Below are 22,475 nucleotides of genomic sequence, written 5' to 3' on the forward strand. Positions count from 1 at the left end.
TACCCTGGGCCGGTGAACACGTGGGGAGCATGTCAGTGGAGAATCTGCGCGGCGAGGTACAAACGGTCCTGTTTCACAATCCGGAGACCGGATACGTGGTCCTGCGCCTGAAAGCCTCGGATCAGCCGGGATTGGTCACTGTGGTCGGCGGGCTGGGGAATGTGGTTCCCGGAGAAGGGCTCTTAGTATCCGGACACTGGCAGGAGCACCCCAAGTTCGGTCGGCAGTTCCAGGCCCAATCCTGGGAGCAGATGGTCCCGGCCAGCTTGAACGGGATCAAGCGGTATCTGGGCTCGGGAATGATCAAGGGCCTGGGTCCGTCCCTGGCCCAGCGCCTGGTTGACGCCTTCGGCACTGAGGTGCTCGATCTGCTGGATCAGGATCCGGAACGCCTGCTGGAGGTGGAAGGCATCGGGCCCAAGAAGCTGGAGCGAATGGTCCAGTCCTGGGCCGCGCAACGGGAGATCCGGTCCTTGATGCTCTTTCTGCAGACCCATGAGGTTCCCACCACCTATGCCGGACGCATCTTTAAGCACTACGGCGCAAACGCAGTGCACAAGCTGACCCAGAATCCCTACGACCTGGCCTACGAGATCCGGGGGATCGGATTCAAGACTGCGGACAAGATGGCCCTAAAGCTCGGTTTTTCCCTGGACAGCCCCCAGCGCCTGGAGGCCCTGCTGATCTATACCCTGTTTCAGCACAGCGAGGCCGGACACCTTTTCTGTCCCCGGCACGAGCTGATGGACAAAGTGTACAAGGTGGGGGATCACGTGCCTGCTGAGGGCCTGGATCAGGCTCTGGCCAGACTGGAAGAGAAAAAGCGGATCCGGGTGGTGGATCTTCCGGAGCAGGATGTCCAGCAGGCGGTGTTCTTGCACCATTTCTACCGCTGGGAGAAGGAGATCGCCGCCAGGCTTGGGGATCTGTCCTCCCATCCATCCGCGGTGGACGAGGCCAAGGTTCGGACTCAAATCACCCGCCTGACCCGGTCCTCGAAGCTGGAGTTTTCCGCTGAGCAGCTGGAGGCCATGGAGAAGGCCTGTCTGCACAAGACCGCGATCATAACCGGCGGTCCTGGAACGGGCAAGACCACTCTGACCACGATTATCGTCACCGTCCTGCGCCGTCTGCAGATGAAGGTCCTGCTGGCAGCGCCCACCGGACGGGCGGCCAAGAGGCTGGCCGAAGCCACCGGGTCCTGGGCCCAGACCCTGCACCGGATGCTCGGGTTTTCCCCTGGAGAGGGGTTCGCCCACAACGAGGACAAAAAGCTCAAGGCCGACGCAGTCCTGGTGGATGAGGCATCCATGCTTGACTGCCAGCTCTTTGTCCATCTGCTGCGGGCCTTGCCCTTGACCTGCAAGCTCATCCTGGTCGGAGACGTCCATCAGCTGCCATCGGTAGGGCCGGGTCATATTTTGGCCGATCTGATCAACAGCCAAGCCCTGCCGACCACGGTTTTGACCCATATCTTCCGTCAGGCCCAGGAGAGCATGGTGGTGGTCAACGCCCACCGCATAAACCAGGGTAAATTTCCCCAGGCCAGCCCCCTGGCCCCGCCGCAGGCCGATTTCTTCTGGGTCCAGCAAGACGACGTCCAGAAGGTCCAGGAGCTCATACTGTACATGGTCTGCGAACGGATTCCGAAGATCTACCGCTTGGATCCGGTCCGGGAGGTGCAGGTCCTGACCCCTATGCACAAGGGCCTGGTCGGAACCCAGGAGCTCAACGCCCGGCTGCAGGAGATGCTCAATCCATCAGGCCGAGAGGTGCGCAGTGGGAACCGGGCCTTTCGGATCGGGGACCGGGTCCTGCAGACCAGGAACAACTATGACAAAGAGGTGTTTAATGGAGACCTGGGCTGGGTGCGGGGGTTTGATCAGGACGAAGGGGAGCTGATCGTTGAGTTCGACGATGTCCGGGTGCGCTACACCCAGAACGAGTTCGACGAGCTGTCTTTGGCTTACTGTATCAGCGTCCACAAATCCCAGGGGAGCGAGTATCCGGCGGTGATCGTCCCTGTGGTCACCCAGCACTATCTTCTGTTGCAGCGTAACCTCATATATACCGCTCTGACCAGGGCCAAGCGGTTGGCCGTGCTGGTGGGAAGCAAAAAGGCCCTGGGCCTGGGGCTGAACAATATCAGCGGATCCAGGCGGTACACTCATCTCGAGCACCGCCTGCGGGAAACCGCATCCCGAAATGACGGCTAGCGCGGCGTGATCCTGGTGTCCGTTTTGGGCTCTGTGTTGACAACCCCAGCGCCTCGAATTACTTTGCCTCCGGCCTGGCCGAGTGCGAGAGTGGCGGAACTGGTAGACGCACCAGACTTAGGATCTGGCGGGTTTCCCGTGGGAGTTCGAATCTCCCCTCTCGCACCATGCGCCGTGGTCAGTGACTTGTCACGACCGGGACGACCATTCTTTTCTGCTCCCTCCTTCTCCACTGCGGCGGGAAGCCCGCGATCCAGACATGAAATATCAATTCTCAGGAGTGCAGCATGCCGGATGTTGATGTGCACAAAGCAGAGCTTCTGTCTCCGTTTATCGGCCAGGACTTTTTGACCTGGCTGTGGTTTTGTACCGAAACCGGCAGGGGGACGTGGACCTTGGCCACCGGGGAGACAGTGCTTGTGTCCATGACCCAGCGGGTGGCGGTGCAGGGCGGCGAGGGCGAGAGCAGGGATACGGCCACCAGTGCCGGCCCTCAATCCAGGCTGCAGGAGGCCAGGCTGGGGCTGCGGACCGGGAAGAAGGTGAACCAGGCCCGGATACACATGGAGATGGACGATCATGCCTGGCAGGTGCAGCTTCGGGCCGAGGATTTCGCCCTCAGCGGGCTGCGCACTCCCAAGGTTGAGCTGAAGGTGGAGGAAGGCGAAGACCCGGATGCCCGGTTTTTGGAAAAGATGTATCTGATCGACAAATGCCTGGAGGTCATTGATCTGGTTTTTGTCAGCTTTGTTCAGCTCAGGCTGGGATCAGCCTGGGCACAAGAGGCCAAGGGAGTGAAGGACTGGATCTTTTCCTGAGGCCTGCAGGGTCCGGCCGGCATATACAGACCTACAAACCCACATGCCCTGAGGGGCACGCTTGCGCTAACGAAACATACAAACGATTTCAATCCCGATTGAAAGTGCTTACCCATTGTTGTGATTTTCTTTCTTCGGTTTCGCAATCGCTATCGGGATCGATATCCATAAACTGCGGGTTCCTGCTGCACCGAATGACATATTCTTTCGATTTCGATAGCGATCCCGATTTCGATTTGGATTATCTCAACTATTCACTCATAGCAGTTTTTCATGCAAATGGGTGCGACATGTAGTTCTTTCATTGCGCTTTCATAATAATTGCCTGTGAATGCGCAGAAGCATGGGGGGCGGGGCTCAGTCCGGATCCTTGTCCGGGGGAGGAACAAGCGGCGGGCGGTGAGCCTTGTTCCGGATCCAGTTCATGGCCCTGAGAATGCTTCTGCGCCGGGCAAGGCTCTGCTCCAACCGGAACTTTCCCGGAAAGTTGGTGAAGGTGATCCCGATCAGAATGGTGATCAGCCCCTGCCCGGGGAGCAGGAGCATGGCCAGGCCGGCCGCAATACAAAGCACCCCGATCATGTTCTTGAGCAGGGTAAGCAGGAAGCTCAGCTTCGGATATGCGGATGTCCTGCGCAACGGCCTGCGGGTCTCGGGATGAAAATATGCCGCCGGGAGACGGATGATCAGCCAGGGGATGATCAGGAGGCTGGCTGCAAAAAGCAGAAGCGAGACGGAAGCCAGGGCCAAGATCCAGGGCAGAAAAGGCTCAAGCCAGCTCAAAGACATTGTGTATCCCGGTTTGGTGATTGCAAAGTGAACACAAAGGAAAGCACATGGCCCATCCTGATGCGGATAGGCAGAGCATTTTGTCCTGTCAGCGGTGCGGCGGATGCTGCCGGAGCAACCCTCCGGCCCTGCACCTCCAGGACAGGCCCTTGTATACCGATTCCGTCCTGCGCAGAGGGGACCTGATCACCTTTCGGAAGGGTGAAAAGGTCTACGACAATGTCCAGGACAGGATCGCCTCCCTGGACCAGGAAATGGTCCGCATCCGTTCTCTGCCCCAATCCAGGGCCTGCATCTTCTACGACCATGGGCAACGGGCCTGCCGAATCTACGCCCGCCGACCTTTGGAATGCCGGGCCTTCGCCTGCTGGGAGCCGGAGGGGCTGATCCACATTTACGACCAGGGCCGGGTGAGGCGCGCGGATCTTATTTCAGAGCACTCGGCCCTGGCCCAAGTCATTGCTGAACATGAAAGGCTCTGCCCCTGGTCCAGGATCATGGAGTTGGTGGCTCTGGTCGCACAGGATCCGGACTGCTTTCAGGCCGGAGAGCTGGCGGATATGGTGCACGTGGACCAGGGGATGCGCCAGGGGCTTCGGGACCGGGCCGGGGCGACGGAGCGGGAGCTGGAGTTCATCCTGGGACGCAGCCTGGCCTCCGTTCTGCCCAATCTGGGCCTGAAGGTGATCCGAACCGGGAGCGGAGTGCGCCTTCAGCCCTGTCCCGCCCCCACTGGACAGCCTACAGGATAAGCAGGCTGACGGCCATGACCAGCATGCCCATGATCAGACCGGCTATGGCCACATGGTGCTCCCCGTACTCTTCAGCAGTGGGCAGCAGCTCATCCAGGGAAATATAGACCATCAGCCCTGCGACGCCGGCGAAGACAAGCCCGAACACAGCATCATTGAGGAAGGGGAGAAGCAGAAGGTACCCGACACTGGCCCCCAGGGGCTCGGCTATCCCGGACAGGAGGGAGAGAAAAAAGGCCTTGGCTTTGCTGTTCGTGGCATAGTACAAAGGGACACTGACTGCAATCCCTTCTGGGATGTTGTGGATGGCGATGGCCACCGCAATGGGCAGTCCCAGGCTGGGGTCCTTCAGGGTGGCGGTGAAGGTGGCCAGACCCTCAGGAAAATTGTGCAGGGAAATGGCCAGGGCGGTGAACATGCCGGTTCGGAGAAGCTTGCGATAGGCCATCTGCTGCGACGCGTCGTACAGCGCGTCGATGCGGTGGGCTTCATGGGGATTTTCGTAGGAGGGGACCAGGCTGTCGATGACCGCCATCAACCCAATGCCGGCAAAGAAGGCGGCGATTGCCGCCCATTCCCCCAAGGACGGCCCCAGGGAATCGACCATGGAGGAATGGGCCTTGGGCAGGATCTCCACAAAGGAGACGTAGATCATCACCCCGGCGGAAAAGCCCAGGGCGCCGGACAGGAACTTGGGGCTCGTCTCCCTGGACAAGAATGCCAGGGCGCTTCCAATCCCTGTGGCCAATCCGGCGCCCAGAGTCAGGCCGAATGCCAGCGCAAAGGAACCCTGGATCATGGAGCCGAATGCGGGCTAGGCTTCCTTCTCGGGGGATGCCCAGGCGCTAGCACCCTGGGAAACATCTTCCTGCCCGCTTCCCGAGGGGTTGGTGAAGGTGTCGTTCAGCTTTTGGATGTATTGCCGTCCTTGGGCAATAATGGCCTCCAGCTTCTTTTGATTCGCGGTGTGCAGCCCTGCCGGCCGGGTGTGAAAGATGCTCCGCCACCAGGAGATGTTCTTGTTCAATATCCGCTGCATCCGCTTTTTCAGCTTCGGGTCCTTGATGGAGCCCACGGTTTTGGCAATCAGCCGGCGGCCGAGGACTTTCCGCAGGGTGAAATGCCCCCAGATCAGGGCAAGAAGGACAATGACGCACAGAGCCTGCAGCCAGCCGCTGGAGGCGACCTGGGCCGGAAAGCCGAGGAGGCTGTTCAGGCCGTCCATTCCCTGAAAGTACAGGGATCCTGCTGCCAGAAGGATAATGGCTGCGGCTGCCAGGGCCAGTTCGGTGTTCAGCACCTGCCGCCTCCAGGCATTGAGGAAAGAGGTGACCTGGGGGGTCAGTCCGGACATCAGGTACCGGGCGGATTCTTCCAGCATGCCAACAATCCGGTAGGCGCGCTCCACCCGCACTTCTTCTATCCGCTTGGTGATCCTTTCCAGATCCAGGTCCCGTTTGCGCTCAAAGCGGCCTCTGGTGGCCTCGTCCTCAATAGGCACGGCCACATCCGGGTTGTAGATGCTGTAGTACTGTCCGGCGGTCAGTCCATGTTCGGCCAGGGCCCTTTGCCAGGCGGCAAAGACCTGTTCCGGGTTGTCCTCTTTGGCAGTGACGTCGATCTGATTGAGGATGTACAGGAACTTGGTCGAATCCTTGCGTTGAATGGTGTCCTGGACCAGATGCTTGAGGGTGTCGCGCATGGAGCCGGATTCAGGATGGCGGGCATCGAAAAAGACCAGGACCAGGTCGGAGAGATCGATGATCCGGTCGGTGATCCGCAGGGTTGCTGTGCGCTGGGCGTCGGCATCAAATCCAGGGGAATCGACCAGGATCTTGCCTTTGGTTTTGGAGCTGGGGCAGGTCTTGAGCTGGACAAAGGAATCCACGTGCTTGCCCTGGCCCGGGGCCGCTTTTTCAATCGCCTGGCCGATGCCGTAGAGGGGAAAGCGGGGATCCGAGTCCAGGGCCACTCCGGGGAGGGTGTGGATGGACTCGTCCGGGGAATAGGAGATAACGGTAAACTTGTCGTCCACAGCCTGGTTGCCGGTGGTCTGCAGCTTGTATCCCAGATAGGAGTTGATGAATGTGGACTTTCCGGAGGAATAGGTGCCCAAAACGGCGATCAGCGGCCACCATGGGGTGCGGGTGGCAAAGGACTCGTCCTGGTCGAGAAAGCCTATGCTATGGCCTATGACGTCCAACTTGCGAAAGCTTTGAACCACATCCTGGAGGATTGGATTCTCCTCTTTGAGATGCTCTTCCAGCCTATCCAGGCGCTGTCCAATCTGAGACTCATTGGGCATGCTCCCTCTCCTTGCTTGTATGTTGGGGACTCTGCTGTAGCTTTGTCTGCAGCCGGGATCATTGAGCACTGACGGTGAGCTTTTGGCCGGGAAAGATCTCCGAGTCCGGGGAGAGATTGTTCCAGGACCGGAGCTGCTCAACACTGACATCGAACTTCAGTCCGATGCGGTACAGATTGTCTCCTTTCTTGACCGTGTAGACCTCTTGACCATCCTGGCCAGATCCTGGGCTGGACCCAGAGTCTGGGGAGCCGGCGGAAGCCTGGGCGGGGGCTTTGTCTTGCAGGGCGGAGATCTGGGAAGAGACCTGTTTCTTAAACCGGGTGAAGTCGTTCTCCAGGTTTTGAAGCTGCATGCCCAGAGACTCGAGGGTCTCGTCCAGATCTCCGGAGGATTGATTCTGGCCGGAGGTTTTTATTCTGGAGGCCAAGCTGGAGACCCTGGCCTCCAGATTTTCCAGCCTGGTGCTGACCTCCTGCATATCCTTGGCCCCGAGCGTAGCTGAAGAAGGCGGGGATGCTCCATCCTGTTCGTCGTCGCCCCAAAACAGGGTCAGTCCGATAACCAGAAGGACCCCGGCTATCCCGGCGGCAATCCATGGAAGATGCGGGGTCTGCCCAAGATTGGAGAACCATTCTGCCAGGGAAAAAGAACCGGATTCCTTTTCCGGAGGAGTCTCCAGATCGTCCAGATCATCCAGGTCGTCAATCCACTTATTTTTGCTCATACGCCTTTTTCCTCAACAGGATGGGGGGATTTGAATTTGAACACGGACTGGTCGCTTCCTTAGTCTCTCTGGGCTGCAATCTCCTGCAAAGTGGCCTCAATATCCGAGTACATAAATGTAAATCCTTGATTTTGCAAGACCGCTGGTATGACGGCCTGCCCCTTGCTCAGGGTCTCGGCCAACTGGCCAAAGCGCAGGCGAAGGGCGAACTCCGGAACCGGCAAGAGTGCCGGCCGGTGGACGGCCCGGGCCAGAGCCTTGGTGAATTCGGCGTTGGTGACGACCTGCGGGGCACAGACATTGACCGGTCCATGGATATCCTCTGTGGTCAGACTCAGCTCCAGGGCCCGGACCAGATCCTGGACGTGAACCCAGGGAAAGGGCTGGCGGCCGTTTCCTATCCGGCCGCCCACTCCCTTGGAGAATACGGGCAGAACAAGATCCAGCATGCCGCCGTCAGCTGCCAGTACCGGAGCGAACCGGGCAATGACCACCCGTGATCCCAGGGATGCGGCCCGCAAGGCCGCCTCTTGCCAGGCCACGCAGACCCGGGCCAGAAAGTGATCGCCAGCCGGCCCGGCTTCATCAAAGGGATGGTCAGCTGCAGCAAAGGGGTAGTACCCTGTGGCATTGGCGTTGATCAGGACCGGCTTGTGGCCGTCTGCCTGCTCGACGGCCTGCACAGCCATGTTCGTGGCCTGTATCCTGGAGTCCAGGATCTCCTGTTTTACCTTCTCAGACCAGCGGTCGAAGATATTCCTTCCTACCAGATTGACCATCGCGTCGCATCCGGCTGCTTCCTGCTGCCATGCCCCGGTCTGCATGGGATTGCCATCCACAACTTTGGCCCCGGCCTGTTCCAGTTCGGGTTTGGGTGATCGGCTGAGGATGAGCAGCTCGTGCCCTTGACCGAGAAGATGGGAGAGAAGATGGCGGCCGATAAAGCCGGTGCCGCCGAGTACAAAGATGCGCATCGGATCCCCCGCAGCCGGACGTTCCTAGTGGGATGGGCCACATACGGATCGGATGTTAAGCCCTGATTCTTCTTGCCACGCTGGATCCTATCTTTTTTTGAGCCGCAGCTCAAGGGGGATGAGCTGTCGCGATTGACGGGCAGGCCCAGCCGGGTGTCTCCTCAGGCCTCGAACCTCTGCGCAACGGCTTTCTATTGCAGAGGATCACTGGCGCGAAGAATGAGCGTCCAGTGCATCCGTTTGTTGTGATTTTCTTTCTTCGGGTTCGTCATCCCTATCGGGATCGATATCCATAAGCTTAAGGTGCCTCCTGACCGAATGACATATTCTTTCGGTTTGGATAGCCATCCCGATTTCGATTTGGATTATCCCAACATACAATTGGCCCGGGCCACGCTGGAAGCGCGGCCAATGGGGTGAGCAGGATCAGTTGTGGGCATCTTTGAGCACATTCAGGGCCACGTCGAAGTCATAGAGGCGCAGGGGGTCATTTCCGTTTCGCCGGTCATACATCTCTGCGGCCTGGCGCACTGCTTCGTAGGTCAGCCAGCCGTGCTCGGCCCACATTTGGGGGTCGTTGTCGTTGTGCAGCCTGAACTCAATGACCTCCTGATTTTGCCGGACGTACATCCGGATGGATTTGTGCCCCGGGATAGGGTAGTAATAGACTCCATAAGTGTCTTGCATGGTGAACCCCTCAGGTTTGATTTGTCGTGCCCGGGTCGGTTGCCGGATCGGACCGCGGGTATTTGGGCCAAGCCTTGAGGATGGCATGGATCAGAGTCGCCAGAGGGATGGCGAAAAAGACCCCCCAGAATCCCCACAGGCCGCCGAAAACAAGGATGCCGATGATGACCGCCACAGGGTGCAGGTTGACGATTTCCGACATGAGCAGCGGGGCCAACAGGTTGCCGTCAATGAGCTGGATGATCAGGTAGGCGATGACTGTGTACAGGAAATGGGGATCAAGTCCCCATTGGAAGTAGGCCACCAGGGTCACCGGTATGGTCATGATGGTCGCTCCGACATAGGGAACGATGACCGAGATGCCCACCAGGAAGCTCAAAAGCACGGCAAATCGAAGGTCAAGCACGAAAAAGGTGACGTAGCTGCCGATCCAGACAATGACGATTTCCCACAGCTTGCCCTGGATGAACTTGGCGGTCTTGTGGTTGACTTCGGTCCAGACCTCATGGGTCAGACCCAGGTCCTGGGGCAGTATCATCCGGAAGAAATGGACGATCTTGTCTTTATCCTTGAGAAAGAAGAAGACCATGATCGGGACCAGGATGCTGTATATAAGCACATTGATGAAGCCTTTTACCGAGGCCAGGGAGATGGACAGGATCTCCTGGCCCAGACTGGCCATCTGGTTGGCGATGGTATCGGTCAGCTGGCTGATTTGATGTTGGGTCACAACTTGCGGATAGCGTTCAGGAAGGCGCTGTAGCTCGTTTTGCCAGGAGGTGATCATGGCCGGCAGGTCTTGAATGAACAGGGCGATTTGCTTGGTCAGCTGGGGCAGCAGGCCGAACAGGAGATAGACGAACACCAGCAGGAAGAGGACAAAGACGATATAGACGGCCGGCCGCCTGGGGACTTTCCGCTTTTCCAAGCCCTTGACAAGGCTTTCCAGGAGGTAGGCCAGGACCAGGCTGACGATGACCGGGGTCAAGTACTGCCCGATGGCCATCAGGGTGCCCACTATAAGCCCCAGAATGAGCAGGAGGATGACCAGCTGAGGCTCGGAAAAGGTGCGCTTGAACCAGTTGACGATGATATTCATGGGCTGTGCGGAGTACAGATGTTCTTTTTCCGGTTCATGAGTACCTCCTCCTTTCCTGCGGGCATGAGCCCAGGCGGTTCGCAGCAGCTCCTGGGGCCAGGGCAAAATCCCGGCTACAGTATGCCGTGCAGGGGCTGGCCCGGAGCGCCCAGGGCGCTTACCCGTCTGTCCACCTCGGGATCAGTCTCCAGAGGCGGAGCGTGATAGGTTTTCAGTCTGGCGTCAATGATCAGGACCGAACATCCCCAGTGTTTGGGCCGACTGATCACCCCAAGCCCATAGGTGTCCGTTGCCGGATCGGAGCGGGTGAAGGCCGTCCACAGGAAGTTGTCCCAGGAGGCGGCGGCAAATGAGCTGTCGTCCACGACAACCACCAGGGGGATGCCCTCCAGCCGGGTTTGGCTTTCAAGACGCTCAGCCAAGGTCTCCAGGTCCGGATCTTGGGTGTCCCGGGGCAGAGTGTGAGCCGGCCCCTGAATGAGCAGGATGCCCGGAGCCAAGAGGCGAGGAGCCAGAAAGCCGTGAGGCAGGGAGACTTCCGGGATCTCTGTCCCCAGCTCCCGTTTTGGATCTCCGGCGGCGGCCAGGATGGCCTTGGAGCCCTGGTTCAGGCTTATCCCGGAGTAGTCCAGGGTGTCCATGGTGGTCCGGGTGATCAGGTGTATATCCCGGGTCCAATCCACCCGGAGGAGAAAGTGGTGAAAGAACTCCGGGATATTATGGGCATTGAGCCGGGAGTCATCCTCCCGGGCGGCGATGAAGACATATTTGGACAGGGCGGTCTGGGTGTTGCCCAGCAGGGCATGGGCGTTGGTCAAAAGCTCCTGGGGAATGCGCTCCCGGGCAAAGGGCACGTAGCGTTCGCTGCCCACGGCCAGTAGCAATGGATGCACACCGGCCTGGTCCACGGCATGGACCTGGTGCAGGCCGGGGAAGACTGACGGGACCAGGGGAGAGACCAGGTCGTGGATAAAGGAGCCGATGATCGAGTCTTCCTGGGGCGGTCGGCCCACAGTGGTGAAGGGCCAGACCGCCCCAGGGCGGCGCAGGACCTTGTGCACCCGCAGGGCGGGAAAGTCGTGGGTCAGGCTGTAGTATCCCAGGTGGTCCCCGAACGGTCCTTCGGGGCGAAGCTCGCTGGCATGCACCTCTCCGCAGATGCAGAAGTCGGCCTGGGCCGGGATGGGCAGACCGTTGGCCCCGGTCAGAAAGGGAATGCGCCGGCCGGCCAGGGCCCCGGCGAAGAATATTTCCGGGATCCCTTGGGGCAGGGGCATAATGGCGGCCAGGGTCATGGCCGGAGGACCACCGACAAAGACATTCACCGGCAGGGAGCGGCCGCGGGCCAGGGCCTGGCTGTGATGGGGGCCGATGCCCCGGTGGATCTGATAGTGCAGGCCGGCCTCCCTGTCCTGGGCAAAGGGCGTTCCGCTGATCTGGATCCGGTACATGCCCAGGTTGGATGAGCGTACCCCGGGCTGGTCCGGGCTTTCGGTGTAGACCTGGGGCAGGGTGATGTAGGCCCCTCCGTCCCCGGGCCAGGAAACCAGCTGGGGCAGGTCCTGGAGGCGGACGGTGTGGGCCAGGATCGGACCCTTGCGCACCCGGCGGGGGCGGGCGGACCACAGGATGCGGGGCAGCTTGGGAAGAAGCCCGGGACGGGAGAACAGCTGGCTGGGGTCGGACTTGAGCTTCAGGAGCCCCTGGACGGCGGACAGGGTATCCCGGAAGATGAACTCCAGACGTTTCCGGGTCCCGAACAGGTTGCCCAGCAGGGGAAAGGAAGTGCCCTTGACCCGGGTGAAAAGAAGGGCGGGCCCGCCGGCGGCGAAGACCCTGCGCTGGATGACTCCGGCTTCCAGATACGGGTCGACCTCGGTATCCAAACGCAGGAGCTGGCCGCTGGTTTCCAGGTCCCGGATGCACTGTGCAAGGGTGGCGTAGCCCATGGTCTACAGGGGGTTGATGTGAATGTCTCGGCGATTGATTCTGGACGCAAAATGCCGCTTCAGCCACTGCCGAAAGGCCTGCCTGGTCGGAGCGAACAGAATGAGCAGGCCGCAGATGTCGGTCAGAAGACCCGGGGTGAGGAGGACAGCTCCGGCAGCGAAGATGAGCAGGGCATCAATGAGTTCATCCGTGGGCATGACCCCTCGGTCCAGGTTGGTTCTGAGGTGGAGCAGGGTGCGGGCTCCCTCCTGCCGGGCCAGATAGGCCCCGAGTGCAGCGGTGAGGATGACGATGGCCACTGTGTTCAGGGTTCCGATGACGCTGCCCAGCTTGATGAGCAGGGTCAGCTCGATAAGGGGGATGAGGATAAAGGCTGCGAGCAGCTTGACGAACATGGTCTCTGTATCCTTGCCTGGCCGGATGGGATCCGGGATGAAGGGTGAAGGAGGCGTTCCGGGCGGGGCCTACAGGGAAATGACGCCCTGGATCTGGGCCGCGGCCTGATAGACGGCCACAACCTCGTCGCTGGAAGCCACCGTGCATTTCGCGGTCACGCTCATATACCGGCCGTGGCGGGAGGGGCGGGTGCGCAAATCGTCCCTGGACTCGAAGAGGTCCAGCACCTTTTGGGTCTGCTGCTGGGGGACAATGAACTTGAACATATAGGTGCACGGCCACTGATGGTGTTCATCCAGCCTTTGCTTGAACTGCTGGGCGGATGTGCTCGGTTCCATGAAAATAATCCCTGGGTTCGGGTTTTTGGTTGAACAGAAAGGAATTAGAATATAGGACATTCGTTCCCGGTTTGGCAACCGGGCCAGGTCATGCCCGGAACGGGCTGCTGGGCAAAAGGGCATCCTGTTCTCTCGGCCGGGACCGCTGAATGCGAGCACAGAGTCCGGACCAGGTGGAGAAGAGATGCCGGCTGGACAACCAACCAAGGGCCGAAGGCATTGATGAACAGCAACACCTCGGAAATAGCCGGCAATGCCGTCACAGTGGGCGGAGCAACCCTGCTCAGCCGGATTCTGGGCTTTGTCCGGGACCTGATCGTGGCCTTTGCCCTGGGGGCAGGCCCTTTGGCCGACGCCTTCTTCGTCGCCTTTCGCCTGCCCAACCTTTTGCGCCGTCTGTTTGCCGAAGGTTCCTTGACCATGGCCTTTGTCCCGGTCTTCACCCGGATCCGCCACGATCAGGGCATGGACGAAGCCCAGCGCATGGCCCGCTCCACCCTGTTCTGGCTGGTGCTTATCCTGGGAGGGATCACCGCCGCGGCCTTGATCTGGGCCCGGCCCCTGACCCTGATCGTGGCCCCGGGCTTTGCACAGGACCCGGCCGTGCTGGATTCTGCTGTTCATCTGGTCCGCATATGCTTTCCCTACATCCTGTTTATTTCCGCCGTTGCCCTGAGCATGGGGGTGCTCAACTCCATGGGCCATTTCCTGGCCCCGGCCCTTGCCCCCTGCTTTTTGAACCTCTCCATGATCCTGGCCTCCCTGATCGGGGTCTGGGCCGGGCTTTCGGTCCCGGTCTGCCTGGCCTGGGGGGTCTTGGCCGCCGGAGTTGTGCAGTGGTTGATCCAGCTGCCGGCCCTGCATGCCCGGGGCATTGTCTGGCGGGGGGAATGGAGCCCCTCCCACCCCGGAGTCCGCAGGGTCGGGCGGCTTATGCTGCCCACAGTCTTTGGAGCGGCGGTCTATCAGCTCAATGTGGTCCTGAACACGGTCCTGGCCTCTTTCTTGGTTCAGGGGAGCATCTCCTACCTGTACTACGCCGACCGCCTGGTCCAGTTCCCTTTGGGGGTGTTCGGCCTGGCGGTGAGCACAGCCGCCCTGCCCAGCCTGTCATCGTTGCTGGCCCGGGAGCAGCGGGTCGAGTTCGTGCGCACCCTGCAGACCACGGTCAACCTGCTGCTGTTCATCAGCCTGCCGGCGGCCGCTGGACTGATCGGCCTCAGCCTGCCCATGGTCGATGTCCTGTTCGGCCGGGGGGCCTTTGATCCCGGAGCGGTCCAGGCCACTTCAGCAGCCTTGATCGGCTATTCCCTCGGCTTGCCCGCCTTCTGCGCCGTACGTTCCCTGGTCTCCGCCCTCTATGCCCTGGAGGATACGCGCAGTCCGGTCTGGGCGGCAGTTGTCAGCCTGGGCATCAACCTGGGGCTGGGGCTGCTCCTGATGCAGTTTATCGCCCATGTGGGGCTGGCTGTGGCCGTTTCTCTAGCTTCCTGGGCCAATGTCCTCCTGTTGGGCCGGGCCCTGAACCGTCATGTGGGACGATGGTTCGGCCTGCAGCCCGGTCTGCTGTGGATGACGGGACTGAGCGTGGTCCTGGGGCTGGCCTGCAGCCTGGCTGCCTCCTGGGGCTGGCCGAGCCTGGCCTGCATCCCCCTGTTCGCCGGGGCATACATGACTGCGGCCAGGATGCTTCACCTTCCGGAGGCGGAGATGATCCTCTCCACCCTGGGGCGCAAACTGGGCAAAGGAAGCAGGTGAGTACAATGGGAGACACAGCAGCGGCCGCCCGCTCAGCCTTTCCCTCCGGCCTTGTGCAGCCGGAGTCGGGATTCCGCTTCGGACTGGATTCCCTGCTTCTGGCCTGCTTCGCCTCGTGCAGGCCAGGCTGCCGGGTTGTGGACCTGGGGACCGGGTGCGGGGTGATCGGTCTGGGGCTGTGTCTGGCCAATCCTTGCAGCCGTCCCCGGGTGCTGGGGGTTGATGTGCAGGCCGGGATGGTGGAGGCGGCCACAGAGAACGCCCGCCGGCTGGGGCTTGCCGATCTGTATGCGGCCCGGAAGGGAGATGTGCGCCAGTACCGGAAGATCCCCGGGATGGGTCCTGAAAGCTTCGATCTGGTCCTCGCGAATCCCCCCTACCGCTTGATGGGGCAGGGCAGGCCGCCCCGGGATGAGGGCAAACGCGGGGCGTGCTTCGAATACCGGGCCAGGTTGAAGGATTTTTTGCAGGCCGCAGCCTTTGCCCTGACCAACAAGGGCCGGATCAGTCTGGTCTATATGGTCGAACGGCTGCCTGCACTGCTGCACGAGCTGCACGAATGCCGGCTGGAACCCAAAGAGATGCGGCTGGTGCATGCCGCGGAGCACAAGCCGGCCGGCCTGGCCCTGCTCACGGCTAGAAAGAACGTCCGGCCGGGGCTTGCGGTGCATTCCCCCCTCTTTCTGGACCGGCCCAAGGAGCTGGAAGCCTTCTGTCCCTTAGTGGCCGGGGCTGAAGAGGCAGGAGGAGGCCGACTTGCAATCGGCTGAAATTCAGGACACCATGACCAGCCATCCGCACGAGGCGGTTTTGAGTGTAGACGTTCTTTGCATTCATTCACAGCACGTTTTATGAGGAGACGAGAATGGAGCCCCGACTAGAGACCTATGGATTGGCCAATGTAGGTGAAGTGCACCATAACCAGACCACGGCCGCCCTGTATGAGCAGGCAGTGCGCAGACAGGAAGGAAACATCGCCCATCTCGGCCCGTTGGTGGTCAGGACCGGCAACTATACCGGCCGTTCCCCGAATGACAAGTTCATTGTCCGGGAACCGAGTTCTGAGGAGCATATCTGGTGGGGGCCGGAGAACAAGCCTTTTGAGCCGGAAAACTTCGACCGGGTCTACGCCCGGCTGACCGCATATCTGCAGGGCAAGTCCATCTATGTCCAGGACTGCTATGCCGGGGCGGACAAAAACTACCACATCCCCATCCGGGTGATCACCGAGGAGGCATGGCACAGCCTGTTTGCCCGGAATCTGTTCATTCAGGTCAAGGACGCCCATGAGCTGGAGGAGCATGTCCCGGAGTTCACAATCATCGCCGCTCCGAGGTTTCATGCCGTGCCGGAGTTCGATGGAACCAACTCCGAAGCCTTTATCCTGGTCCATTTCGGGCGCAGGCTGATTCTCATCGGCGGAACCAGCTATGCCGGGGAAATCAAGAAATCCGTCTTCACAGTGCTCAACTATGTCCTGCCCCAGCGCTCCATTCTGGGCATGCACTGCTCAGCCAACCTGGGCGTGGATGGGGACAGCGCCCTGTACTTCGGTCTGTCCGGAACAGGCAAGACCACCTTGTCCACTGTATCCGACCGGCGCTTGATCGGCGACGACGAGCACGGGTGGAACGACCAGGGCATCTTCAACTTTGAAGGGGGGTGCTACGCCAAGGTCATCCGGCTGTCCAAAGAGGCGGAGCCGGAGATCTATGAATGCACCCGCAAGTTCGGCACTGTGCTGGAGAACGTGCACCTGGACATGGAGAACAGGCGCCTGGATCTGGACGACGATTCCCTGACCGAGAACACCAGGGCGGCCTACCCCATGTCCCACATCCCCAACGCCATCCGCAAAGGCGTGGGGCCGCACCCCAAAAATATCTTCATGCTGGCCGCGGATGCCTTCGGCGTCCTTCCTCCCATCTCCAAGCTCACCCCGGAGCAGGCCATGTACCATTTCATGTCCGGATACACGGCCAAGCTGGCCGGAACGGAACGGGGGATCACCGAGCCCAAGGCCACCTTCAGCACCTGCTTCGGGGCCCCGTTTATGGCCCTGCATCCCAGGGTGTACGCCGACCTGCTGCGCCAGAAGATCAATGAACACAAGGTGGACTGCTGGCTGGTGAACACCGGATGGACAGGCGGGTCCTACGGCCAGGGCGGCCGGATGCCCATCCAGTACACCCGGGCCATGATCCGTGCCGCCCTGCAGGGCAGCCTGCGCAAGGTGCAGTATGCGCAGGAGCCGGTGTTCGGCCTCTATGTGCCCACATCCTGTCCGGCGGTTCCGGCGGATGTCCTCTGGCCCAAGAGCACGTGGAAGGACGAGGATGCCTACGACAGCAAGGGCCGGGAACTGGCCGAGCTGTTCAGGGCCAACTTCAAGCAGTTTGAGGACGATGTGGCCCCGGAAGTCCTGCAGGCCGGACCGCAGATATAGGAGCACGCAATCAGGCTCATCGACACAGGGAGCCGGATTTCCTACAAGGAAACGTGTCCAGGCCATTAGGCTGCAAGTGCATTCTGTACATAATTTTGACGGCTCTTCGACACAGAAAGTGGAACTGCATTCATAAGAGATGGAAAACTCCAAAGATCCACAGGCTAGGTCGAAGAACCATTTTGACGAGGGCATGACGTGTCGAACCAAGATGCTACTCATCTGTATCTGCAGTGTTCTACCGGGATCAGCGGCGACATGTTCCTGGCGGCCATGGCTGATCTCGGTTTGGATATTCGTCCTGTGGCCGAGATACTGACCGATGCCGGGGTCCCGGTGCGGATCGAAGCCGAAAAGGTGCGCAGCTGCGGATTGACCGGGACCCAGGCCGCGATATCGCCCCTGGAGCACGAACCGCCCCTGCGGACCATGGAACAGATAAAAACGGTCCTGGCCGCCTCCCGGTTTTCCGCAGGGATCACGGACAGGGCCCACCGGGCCTTTGAGCGTCTGGCCCGGGCCGAGGCCGCAGTCCACGGGGTCCAGGTCTCCGAGGTCCATTTCCATGAAGTGGGGGCTGTGGATACCCTGGCGGATATCGTGGGCTGCTTCTGGGCCCTGGAGCAGCTGGGGGTCAAGGAGGTCTCCTGCTCTCCCCTGCCCTGGTTTCAAGGCCGGGTGGAGTGCGCCCACGGGGTTTTGCCCCTCCCGGCTCCGGCCACGGTGGAGCTCTTGAAGGGCAAACCGATGTTCTCCACTTCCTTTGAGCAGGAGCTTATCACCCCCACTGGGGCCTTGCTCGTGGATCAAACGGCCTCCGGGTTCGGGCCTGCTCCGGATGGGACCCTGACCACTGCCGGGATTGGATGGGGACGGATCGATCTGTCTCCGGTCCCCAACGGGGTGCGGGCCTTTCTTTTCGCCCCCCGGACAGCGGCCCGGGACCCAGAGGTGGAGCGGGTGGTCATCCTGGAAAGCAATGTGGATCACTTGACCGGAGAGGAGATCGGCAGCCTGTACGATCCCCTGCTGGCCGCAGGGGCCCTGGATGTCATCTATCTGCCCGGGGTGATGAAGAAAAACCGCAGCGGCGGCCTGTTGCAGGTTTTGTGCAGGCCGGAGGAGCTGGACCGGGTTCAGACCTGCTTTGTGGATCAGACCATGACCCTGGGGCTGCGGCGCAGGGAGGCGGAGAGGATCGTTCTGCCCAGGCGCACGGAGGAGGCGTCAACTGCCCTGGGGCCGGTGGCGTCCAAGGCGGCTTCCTGGCGGGGGGCAACCTGGAGCAGGCCGGAACACGAGGCCCTGGAGGACCTGGCCCGGAAGACAGGGCGTTCAGTGGTTCAGCTGCGGTACATGCTGCAGGGCTTGGACAAGGACGAGACATCGGATTCAGACCCTGACCACCAGGAGTGATCCGGCGGGCCGGAACGCTGGGGTGAGCGGCCCCCGGCGAGCCGGGGCATCAATCCAGGCCTGTTCGCGGGCACAGATCGGCCAGGATGCATTGGCCGCACTGCGGGCTCCTGGCCCGGCAGACCTCCCGGCCGTACCAGACCAGGAAATGATTGATCTCCCCCCAGGCCTGGCGGGGAAACAACGGCATCAGATCCCGCTCTATCCGTCCGGGGTCCTGGGAAGAGCTCAGTCCGAGCCGGTAGCTCAGGCGCTTGACATGGGTATCCACGGCGATACCTTCGTGGACCCCGAATCCGTGGGAGAGGACGATGTTGGCCGTCTTTCTGGCCACCCCGGGCAGGGTCAGCAGGTCCTGCATCCTGGAGGGCACCTGGGAGCTGTAGTCCTGAACCAGCTTGCGGGCCGTCCGGATGAGGTTCGCGGCCTTGTTCCGGTACAAGCCGGTGGAGCGGATGACCGCTTCCACCTCGGACTGCTGTGCGTCGGCCAGGTCCATTATTGTGGGCCAGCGGGCGAAAAGCACGGGGGTGACCGCATTGACCCTGCCGTCGGTGCACTGAGCGGCCAGGATGGTGGCCACCAGGAGCTCCCAGGGGGAATGCCAGGTCAACTGGCTGCCCACCTCAGGGTAGCGCCGCCGAAGGCGGTCCAGGATGGATGCGGCCCTATCGATTCGGGATTGGTCGGTTGAAGCGGAGTGCACTGGGAAGGGATACCGGAAAAAATCGTTTTCGGCAAGGAGGTGGATCATGCAGGCAGTCCTGGTATACATCACCTGTCGGGACGAGGGCGAGGCCAAGGGGGTGGGAGAAGCCCTGATAGAGTCCCGGCTGGCGGCGTGCGTGAACATCATCGACGGTATGCGGTCCATGTTCTGGTGGGGAGGAAAGATTGATCAGGACGTGGAAACCGTGCTTTTGGCCAAGACCCGGGTCGGGTTGGTGGGCAAACTGACGGATAAGGTCAAGGCTGTGCACAGCGATGAGTGCCCCTGTGTGGTGGCAGTGCCCATCATAGACGGAAACCCGGATTTCTTGGCCTGGATTCAGTCCGAAACCGGAGCCGGGGCCGAATAGCCGCCCGGGCCGAAATGAGCAAAGGACTCTTGGACACAACCCATGGAGCTTCGTACAGGTCATACACATACAGGGGGGAGGGATCCGGACTCCAGGCCTGGATTTCACATCATTACCTTCGGCTGTCAGATGAATGTCTGCGATTCGCAGTGGCTGGAGCAGAGCCTGAGCCTTCGCGGCTGGCGTCCGGTACCGGAGGACAAGGCCGAGGCCATTGTGATCAACACCTGCAGTGTGCGGGAAAAACCGGAGCAGAAGGTGTACAGCCTTTTGGGCCGGCTGCGGAGCCTGTGGAAGGCCGATCCAAGGGTGTTTGTGGCCGTGGGCGGGTGCGTGGCCCAGCAGATCGGGGAGGGGTTCTGGAATCGGTTCCCCTTCGTCCGTCTGGTCTTTGGCTCGGACGGGGTGGCTCAGGTCCCGGCAGCCCTGGACCAGCTGCGGGAGGATCCCGGGCTGCGTCTGTCCTATCTCGATTTCTGCAGCTCGTACCCGGAACGGGAGCGGGTCTGGAACCAGGCCTGTGCCCCATCCCAGGCCTTTGTGACCATCATGCAGGGCTGCGACAACTTCTGCGCCTACTGTATCGTCCCCTATACCCGGGGGCGGCAGAAATCCCGTCCGTTGCCGGAGGTGATCACCGAGTGTTCGGACCTGGTCCGTTCCGGGGCCCGGGAGATCACCCTGCTGGGCCAGAATGTGAACAGTTACGGCCAAGATCAGTCCGGGGACGGAGGCAGCTTTGCCCAGCTGCTGGAGGAAGTCTGCGCGCTTCCCGGCCTAGAGCGGGTGAGGTTCACCACCTCGCACCCCAAGGATCTTCATCCTCAGGTTATTCAAGCTTTCGGCCGGCATCAGAATTTGTGCCCGGCCCTGCACCTTCCCCTGCAGTCCGGATCGGACCGGATCTTGCAAAAAATGGGGCGGAGGTACACAACCAGCCAATACCTGGAGCTGGTTGCAGCCCTGCGCCGGGTCCGGCCGGATATTGTCCTGAGCACCGATCTGATCGTTGGTTTTCCAGGAGAGACGGAGGAAGATTTTGAACAGACCCTGGACATGGTCCGCAGGATCGGTTTTGACTCCAGCTTTTCCTTCAAGTATTCTCCACGGCCAGGAGTGCGGGCCAGTCTGATGCCCGGACAGGTCGCGGAGGAGGTCAAGGCCGGGCGGCTGCAGCGCCTGCAAGTGCTGCAGGAGGAGCTGACCCAGCATTCATTGGACCGGCTCAAAGGCCGGGTCATCCCGGTGCTGGTGGAAAAGCGGGGCGCATCCCGGTTTGAGGGGCAATGGCAGGGCCGTGAAGCCGGCGGCCGGGTTGTTCATTTTACCTGGCCCTCTGACCAGGAGCTCACAGGACGTTTTGTCCGGGTCCGGGTCCAGACAGCCATGAAACATTCCGTTTCCGGGGAGGCAGTGAAAGGACCATGGTAAAAATGAAGATTTTCGGGTTGGCCTTGGACGAACAGTCGCAGGTCCCCCTGCTCATCCTCAAGGATTTGGAGGATACGCAGGTTCTGCCCATCTGGATCGGAGCCATGGAGGCCATGGCCATCTCCATCAGTCTGAACAAGGTGTCCATCTCCAGACCGTTGACCCACGACCTCATGCTCCAGACCCTGGCTACCCTGGGGGCGGCAGTTGAGCGGGTGGAGATCGTGGATCTGCGCGAGGGCACCTATTATGCAGAGATCCATCTGGTGCATGCGGACCGGACCTATCTGGTGGACAGCCGGCCATCGGATGCCATTGCCCTGGCGGTGCGGGCGGAGGCCCCGGTCTATGCCGCCCAGTCCCTTTTGGACCGGGTGGCCAAGCAGTTCGACCAGGAGCACGAGGTCGTGCTCAAGGACGAGGAGTCCGAACGCTGGACGGAGTTTCTGGAAAAATACAATATTGACCAGACCAAATACAAGATGTGAGCTGATGCACAGACCCGGCGGCGGGCCCGAAGGGTGGGCGCTCCCTGTCCGGCTGGGATCAATGGTTGGCCGAATTCTGCGGGCCCATCCCGCAAGTTGACAATACCCAGATGATAGAATTTCATACCCACACCGTGTTCAGCGACGGCAAGCTCCTGCCTGCCGCCCTGGCCAGACGGGCCAGGATGCTGGATTACCAGGCCGTGGCCTTCACCGACCATGCGGACTGGACCAACTATGCCTGGATTCTGGAGCGGCACATGCAGAGCCTGACCCCCAGGGGCCTCTTCTGCGGGCTGGATCTGATTGTCGGCCTTGAGCTCACCCACGTACCTCCCCCCCTGATGCACGAAATGGTGGACAGTGCCCGCCAAAACGGAGCCCAGCTGATCCTGGCCCACGGGGAAAGCCTGGCCGACGGGGTGGAGATTGGAACGAATCTGGCGGCCATTGAGGCCGGAGTGGACATTCTGGCCCATCCTGGACTGATCCAGGAAGAAGAGGCCAGGCTGGCAGGAGAGAAGGGGGTCCTCCTGGAGATATCCGCCCGGTCCGGGCACTGTCTGACCAACGGGCACGTGGCGGCTGTGGCCCGCAAACACGGGGCCCAGGTTGTCCTGGGCAGCGATGTGCATGTGGCCGCAGACCTTCCTTCCAGGGAACAGCGGCGGTGCATCGCCCTGGGGGCGGGCCTGAGCGAAGAAGAATACCTGCAGGCCGAGCGTCGGGCCCAGGATCTGCTGCAGACGGTGAGATCCCGGACCTAGCGTCCCTCGGCACCAACTTTAAAACTGCATCCAAAACAA

Annotated in this window: 22 protein-coding genes and 1 tRNA gene; 12 read left to right on the forward strand and 11 right to left on the reverse strand. The window is 60.9% G+C overall.

What is annotated here, in order from left to right:
- Positions 1–29 precede the first annotated feature (29 nt).
- The 3 genes from recD2 to N902_RS0102245 all read left to right on the forward strand — a co-directional run bounded on the left by recD2 (position 30) and on the right by N902_RS0102245 (position 3,034).
- Complete coding sequence (gene recD2 / locus N902_RS0102235) at positions 30–2,216, forward strand: SF1B family DNA helicase RecD2 (protein ID WP_027369604.1); 2,187 nt, start codon at positions 30–32, stop codon at positions 2,214–2,216.
- Between the two features lie 84 nt (positions 2,217–2,300).
- Positions 2,301–2,384 (forward strand) — tRNA-Leu (locus tag N902_RS0102240).
- Positions 2,385–2,503: 119 nt separating this feature from the next.
- A complete protein-coding gene (locus tag N902_RS0102245) occupies positions 2,504–3,034 on the forward strand; it encodes a hypothetical protein (RefSeq protein ID WP_027369605.1) in 531 nt (176 codons plus the stop codon).
- 357 nt (positions 3,035–3,391) lie between these two features.
- On the opposite strand, the gene N902_RS0102250 is transcribed toward N902_RS0102245, so the two are convergent.
- On the reverse strand, positions 3,392–3,823 hold the full coding sequence (locus tag N902_RS0102250) for a hypothetical protein (protein ID WP_027369606.1): 432 nt from the start codon (positions 3,821–3,823) through the stop codon (positions 3,392–3,394).
- Between the two features lie 47 nt (positions 3,824–3,870).
- Here N902_RS0102250 and N902_RS18530 point away from each other — a divergent pair, with 47 nt between their 5' ends.
- A complete protein-coding gene (locus tag N902_RS18530; RefSeq protein ID WP_051564133.1) occupies positions 3,871–4,575 on the forward strand; it encodes a YkgJ family cysteine cluster protein in 705 nt (234 codons plus the stop codon).
- Here the strand turns inward: N902_RS18530 and zupT are convergent.
- The 9 genes from zupT to N902_RS0102300 all read right to left on the reverse strand — a co-directional run bounded on the left by zupT (position 4,565) and on the right by N902_RS0102300 (position 13,051).
- Complete coding sequence (gene zupT, locus N902_RS0102260) at positions 4,565–5,374, reverse strand: zinc transporter ZupT (protein ID WP_027369607.1); 810 nt, start codon at positions 5,372–5,374, stop codon at positions 4,565–4,567. The genes N902_RS18530 and zupT overlap by 11 nt on opposite strands.
- 15 nt (positions 5,375–5,389) lie before the next feature.
- The gene (locus N902_RS0102265) at positions 5,390–6,880 is read right to left on the reverse strand and encodes a dynamin family protein (protein ID WP_027369608.1); all 1,491 of its coding nucleotides are present in this window, start codon (positions 6,878–6,880) and stop codon (positions 5,390–5,392) included.
- A 58-nt stretch (positions 6,881–6,938) separates the two neighbouring features.
- On the reverse strand, positions 6,939–7,607 hold the full coding sequence (locus N902_RS0102270) for a LysM peptidoglycan-binding domain-containing protein (protein WP_027369609.1): 669 nt from the start codon (positions 7,605–7,607) through the stop codon (positions 6,939–6,941).
- A gap of 59 nt (positions 7,608–7,666) precedes the next feature.
- The gene (locus tag N902_RS0102275; RefSeq protein WP_027369610.1) at positions 7,667–8,581 is read right to left on the reverse strand and encodes a TIGR01777 family oxidoreductase; all 915 of its coding nucleotides are present in this window, start codon (positions 8,579–8,581) and stop codon (positions 7,667–7,669) included.
- 426 nt (positions 8,582–9,007) lie between these two features.
- A complete protein-coding gene (locus tag N902_RS0102280; RefSeq protein ID WP_027369611.1) occupies positions 9,008–9,268 on the reverse strand; it encodes a hypothetical protein in 261 nt (86 codons plus the stop codon).
- A 10-nt stretch (positions 9,269–9,278) separates the two neighbouring features.
- Positions 9,279–10,472 (reverse strand): AI-2E family transporter, encoded by a 1,194-nt coding sequence (locus tag N902_RS0102285; RefSeq protein ID WP_244147359.1) that lies wholly within the window; start codon positions 10,470–10,472, stop codon positions 9,279–9,281.
- 8 nt (positions 10,473–10,480) lie between these two features.
- The gene (locus N902_RS0102290; RefSeq protein ID WP_027369613.1) at positions 10,481–12,316 is read right to left on the reverse strand and encodes a UbiD family decarboxylase; all 1,836 of its coding nucleotides are present in this window, start codon (positions 12,314–12,316) and stop codon (positions 10,481–10,483) included.
- A 3-nt stretch (positions 12,317–12,319) separates the two neighbouring features.
- Positions 12,320–12,712 carry an FxsA family protein gene (locus N902_RS0102295; protein WP_027369614.1) on the reverse strand — a complete coding sequence of 131 codons (393 nt, stop codon included), beginning with the start codon at positions 12,710–12,712 and terminating at the stop codon, positions 12,320–12,322.
- Positions 12,713–12,781: 69 nt separating this feature from the next.
- Positions 12,782–13,051 carry a DUF493 domain-containing protein gene (locus N902_RS0102300; protein WP_034621269.1) on the reverse strand — a complete coding sequence of 90 codons (270 nt, stop codon included), beginning with the start codon at positions 13,049–13,051 and terminating at the stop codon, positions 12,782–12,784.
- Between the two features lie 222 nt (positions 13,052–13,273).
- Here N902_RS0102300 and murJ point away from each other — a divergent pair, with 222 nt between their 5' ends.
- The 4 genes from murJ (at position 13,274) to larC (ending at position 18,671) form a co-directional block, all read left to right on the forward strand.
- A complete protein-coding gene (gene murJ, locus N902_RS0102305; protein WP_027369616.1) occupies positions 13,274–14,809 on the forward strand; it encodes a murein biosynthesis integral membrane protein MurJ in 1,536 nt (511 codons plus the stop codon).
- Between the two features lie 5 nt (positions 14,810–14,814).
- Complete coding sequence (locus tag N902_RS16010; protein ID WP_051564135.1) at positions 14,815–15,579, forward strand: tRNA1(Val) (adenine(37)-N6)-methyltransferase; 765 nt, start codon at positions 14,815–14,817, stop codon at positions 15,577–15,579.
- Positions 15,580–15,674: 95 nt separating this feature from the next.
- The gene (locus tag N902_RS0102315; protein ID WP_027369617.1) at positions 15,675–17,255 is read left to right on the forward strand and encodes a phosphoenolpyruvate carboxykinase; all 1,581 of its coding nucleotides are present in this window, start codon (positions 15,675–15,677) and stop codon (positions 17,253–17,255) included.
- 198 nt (positions 17,256–17,453) lie between these two features.
- Complete coding sequence (gene larC, locus N902_RS16015; protein WP_244147360.1) at positions 17,454–18,671, forward strand: nickel pincer cofactor biosynthesis protein LarC; 1,218 nt, start codon at positions 17,454–17,456, stop codon at positions 18,669–18,671.
- A gap of 49 nt (positions 18,672–18,720) precedes the next feature.
- Here larC and nth read toward each other — a convergent pair whose 3' ends face one another.
- Positions 18,721–19,425: an endonuclease III gene (gene nth / locus N902_RS0102325; RefSeq protein ID WP_084287615.1), complete on the reverse strand. Its 705-nt coding sequence runs from the start codon at positions 19,423–19,425 to the stop codon at positions 18,721–18,723.
- On the opposite strand from nth, the gene cutA reads away from it, so the two are divergent.
- The 4 genes from cutA to N902_RS0102345 all read left to right on the forward strand — a co-directional run bounded on the left by cutA (position 19,424) and on the right by N902_RS0102345 (position 22,436).
- Positions 19,424–19,750, forward strand: a complete 327-nt coding sequence (gene cutA, locus N902_RS0102330) for a divalent-cation tolerance protein CutA (protein ID WP_027369619.1) — start codon at positions 19,424–19,426, stop codon at positions 19,748–19,750. The genes nth and cutA overlap by 2 nt on opposite strands.
- A 42-nt stretch (positions 19,751–19,792) precedes the next feature.
- On the forward strand, positions 19,793–21,181 hold the full coding sequence (miaB, locus tag N902_RS0102335) for a tRNA (N6-isopentenyl adenosine(37)-C2)-methylthiotransferase MiaB (protein WP_051564138.1): 1,389 nt from the start codon (positions 19,793–19,795) through the stop codon (positions 21,179–21,181).
- Positions 21,175–21,669 (forward strand): bifunctional nuclease family protein, encoded by a 495-nt coding sequence (locus N902_RS0102340; RefSeq protein ID WP_027369621.1) that lies wholly within the window; start codon positions 21,175–21,177, stop codon positions 21,667–21,669. Before miaB ends, N902_RS0102340 begins: the two co-directional genes overlap by 7 nt.
- Before the next feature lie 110 nt (positions 21,670–21,779).
- Positions 21,780–22,436 (forward strand): histidinol phosphate phosphatase domain-containing protein, encoded by a 657-nt coding sequence (locus N902_RS0102345; RefSeq protein WP_027369622.1) that lies wholly within the window; start codon positions 21,780–21,782, stop codon positions 22,434–22,436.
- Positions 22,437–22,475: the final 39 nt, after the last annotated feature.

Source organism: Desulfovermiculus halophilus DSM 18834, from assembly GCF_000620765.1.
Lineage (GTDB): Bacteria > Desulfobacterota > Desulfovibrionia > Desulfovibrionales > Desulfothermaceae > Desulfovermiculus > Desulfovermiculus halophilus.

Coding starts and splice junctions, on each gene's coding strand:
- N902_RS18530 (WP_051564133.1), top strand. CDS start 3,871: ATGGCCCATCCTGATGCGGATAGGCAGAGCATTTTGTCCTGTCAGCGG.
- N902_RS0102295 (WP_027369614.1), bottom strand. CDS start 12,712: ATGTTCGTCAAGCTGCTCGCAGCCTTTATCCTCATCCCCCTTATCGAG.
- N902_RS0102290 (WP_027369613.1), bottom strand. CDS start 12,316: ATGGGCTACGCCACCCTTGCACAGTGCATCCGGGACCTGGAAACCAGC.
- N902_RS0102340 (WP_027369621.1), top strand. CDS start 21,175: ATGGTAAAAATGAAGATTTTCGGGTTGGCCTTGGACGAACAGTCGCAG.
- N902_RS0102280 (WP_027369611.1), bottom strand. CDS start 9,268: ATGCAAGACACTTATGGAGTCTATTACTACCCTATCCCGGGGCACAAA.
- N902_RS0102250 (WP_027369606.1), bottom strand. CDS start 3,823: ATGTCTTTGAGCTGGCTTGAGCCTTTTCTGCCCTGGATCTTGGCCCTG.
- murJ (WP_027369616.1), top strand. CDS start 13,274: ATGAACAGCAACACCTCGGAAATAGCCGGCAATGCCGTCACAGTGGGC.
- N902_RS0102245 (WP_027369605.1), top strand. CDS start 2,504: ATGCCGGATGTTGATGTGCACAAAGCAGAGCTTCTGTCTCCGTTTATC.
- N902_RS0102270 (WP_027369609.1), bottom strand. CDS start 7,607: ATGAGCAAAAATAAGTGGATTGACGACCTGGATGATCTGGACGATCTG.
- zupT (WP_027369607.1), bottom strand. CDS start 5,374: ATGATCCAGGGTTCCTTTGCGCTGGCATTCGGCCTGACTCTGGGCGCC.
- nth (WP_084287615.1), bottom strand. CDS start 19,425: ATGATCCACCTCCTTGCCGAAAACGATTTTTTCCGGTATCCCTTCCCA.
- N902_RS0102275 (WP_027369610.1), bottom strand. CDS start 8,581: ATGCGCATCTTTGTACTCGGCGGCACCGGCTTTATCGGCCGCCATCTT.
- N902_RS0102345 (WP_027369622.1), top strand. CDS start 21,780: ATGATAGAATTTCATACCCACACCGTGTTCAGCGACGGCAAGCTCCTG.
- N902_RS0102300 (WP_034621269.1), bottom strand. CDS start 13,051: ATGGAACCGAGCACATCCGCCCAGCAGTTCAAGCAAAGGCTGGATGAA.
- N902_RS16010 (WP_051564135.1), top strand. CDS start 14,815: ATGGGAGACACAGCAGCGGCCGCCCGCTCAGCCTTTCCCTCCGGCCTT.
- N902_RS0102315 (WP_027369617.1), top strand. CDS start 15,675: ATGGAGCCCCGACTAGAGACCTATGGATTGGCCAATGTAGGTGAAGTG.
- cutA (WP_027369619.1), top strand. CDS start 19,424: ATGCAGGCAGTCCTGGTATACATCACCTGTCGGGACGAGGGCGAGGCC.
- N902_RS0102265 (WP_027369608.1), bottom strand. CDS start 6,880: ATGCCCAATGAGTCTCAGATTGGACAGCGCCTGGATAGGCTGGAAGAG.
- recD2 (WP_027369604.1), top strand. CDS start 30: ATGTCAGTGGAGAATCTGCGCGGCGAGGTACAAACGGTCCTGTTTCAC.
- miaB (WP_051564138.1), top strand. CDS start 19,793: ATGGAGCTTCGTACAGGTCATACACATACAGGGGGGAGGGATCCGGAC.